Below are 2,197 nucleotides of genomic sequence, written 5' to 3' on the forward strand. Positions count from 1 at the left end.
GTCCCAGACGATGCAGCCTCCCCGCCGCAACCCCTGGTTCCTGAACAAAAAACATCAAAACAAGAAACTCAGCTTCGCTCCCCCAGGGAGCACATCGCCAACACCCAAGCGCCCCGCGCTTAGAAGTTGCCGATGAACCATTCCTTCATGCGCGTCCACATCTGCTTGGCAGAACCGGACTGCACAACCACCTTTCGCCCGCGCATGCGCTGCACGCGACCTTCCTGCAGCAGGCCCATGACCGTCGCGTAACGCGGGCTCTTCACCACCTCGTGCAGGTTGCCGCGGTACTCGGGCACCCCCACACGCACAGGCTTCAAGAACATGTCTTCGCCCAACTCCACCATGCCGGGCATCATTGCGGTGCCACCGGTGAGGACCACGCCGCTGGAGAGCAGCTCCTCGTAACCGGATTCACGCACCACTTGGTGCACGAGCGAGAACAGTTCTTCCACGCGCGGCTCGATCACAGCGGCCAGCGCCTGACGCGAAAGCGTGCGCGGGCCGCGGTCGCCCACGCCCGGCACGTCGATCATCTCGTCCGGGTCAGCCAGCACCTGCTTGGCGATGCCGTATTGGACCTTGATGTCTTCGGCGTCCGGCGTCGGCGTGCGCAGGGCCATGGCGACGTCGTTGGTGATCTGGTCGCCAGCGATGGGGATCACAGCCGTGTGGCGGATCGCGCCCTCGCTGAAGATGGCGATGTCGGTCGTGCCGCTGCCGATGTCGACCAGCACCACGCCGAGTTCCTTCTCGTCTTCCGTCAGCACGGCCAAGCTCGATGCCAGCGGCTGCAGGATCAGGTCGTGCACCTCAAGCCCGCAGCGGCGCACGCATTTGACGATGTTCTGCGCCGCACTCACCGCACCGGTCACGATGTGCACCTTCACTTCCAGGCGGATACCGCTCATGCCGATCGGCTCGCGCACGTCTTCCTGGCCGTCGATGATGAATTCCTGCGTGAGGATGTGCAGAATCTGCTGATCAGTCGGGATGTTGACGGCCTTGGCGGTTTCGATCACGCGCGCCACATCGGTGGAGGTGACTTCCTTGTCCTTGATCGCCACCATGCCGCTCGAATTGAAGCTGCGGATATGGCTGCCGGCGATACCTGTGAACACCTCGCCGATCTTGCAGTCCGCCATCAGCTCCGCTTCTTCGAGCGCTTTCTGAATCGACTGGACGGTCGCCTCAATGTTGACGACCACGCCTTTCTTCAGCCCCTTCGATTCGGTCTGGCCCATGCCGATGACCTCGTAGGCGCCGTCCGGACGCAGCTCGGCCACCACCGCCACCACCTTGGAGGTGCCGATATCCAGCCCGACCAGAAGATCCTTGTATTCCTTGCTCATCGCGTTTTCTCTGTGCTTCGCGTTGCTTTGTTGTTGGCCGCTGCATTCGCTTTCGGCTTTGCAGCATTGCTGGTGCCGGGCAACTTGCCCCCCTTGGCCAGCACCGCAGCCTGCGCATCGGTCAGGAAGCGCACACCCGTCGCACGAACCGCGAACCCGTTGGGGTACCGCAGATCGGCGTATTCAATCTGACCGCCCCAGCGCTGCGTGACCTGCGGCCACGCACGCACAAAGCGGCGGGCACGCGCGGCCAGCGCGGTGCGATCGTCATCATTCAATTCGCGGCCAAACTCGACGACCGTGCCGTTGGACAACCGCGCGCGCCACGCGTAGCGGTCGGTGAGCGTCACGCTCACGGGCTCGGTGTTCATCGGCTTGAACCACTCGGTCATGGTTTCCAGCTTGTCGACCACTTCCTGCTCGGTGCCGTCGGGGCCGGCCAGCGCCACCAGATCGGCGTCGTCTTCCGCCTCGGCCAGGTTGGCGACGAAGACCTCGCCGTATGTGTTGACCAGCTTGCCGGAATCGTTGCCACCCCACGTGCCCAGCGCCTCATGCTCCTGCACTTCCACCAGCAGCCCGTTGGGCCACACGCGACGCACGCTGGCGTGGCGCACCCAGGGCACCGATTCGAAGGCCTGACGTGCGTCATCCAGGTTCAGCGTGAAAAAGTTGCCGCGCAGCTTGACCAACGCGTTGGCGCGAAGGCTCGGCACGTTCACGTGGCGCATTTCGCTGCCGGCCATCGGCATCACACGCACCTGCTGCAACTGGAACATCGGACGCTGCATCAGCCAGACCGCCCCCACGCCCAAGCCGCCGAGCGCGAGCAGCGCATACAGCGC

2 protein-coding genes are annotated in these 2,197 nt (G+C 64.0%); both read right to left on the reverse strand.

What is annotated here, in order from left to right:
- Nucleotides 1–119 precede the first annotated feature (119 nt).
- Nucleotides 120–1,352, reverse strand: a complete 1,233-nt coding sequence (gene ftsA / locus JHD73_RS27545; RefSeq protein WP_199033303.1) for a cell division protein FtsA — start codon at nucleotides 1,350–1,352, stop codon at nucleotides 120–122.
- A partial coding sequence (locus JHD73_RS27550) for a cell division protein FtsQ/DivIB (RefSeq protein ID WP_199033304.1) occupies nucleotides 1,349–2,197 on the reverse strand: 849 nt, incomplete at its 5' end. The genes JHD73_RS27550 and ftsA, both read right to left, overlap by 4 nt.

This window comes from Ralstonia sp. ASV6, from assembly GCF_016429285.1.
Classification (GTDB): domain Bacteria; phylum Pseudomonadota; class Gammaproteobacteria; order Burkholderiales; family Burkholderiaceae; genus Ralstonia; species Ralstonia flaminis.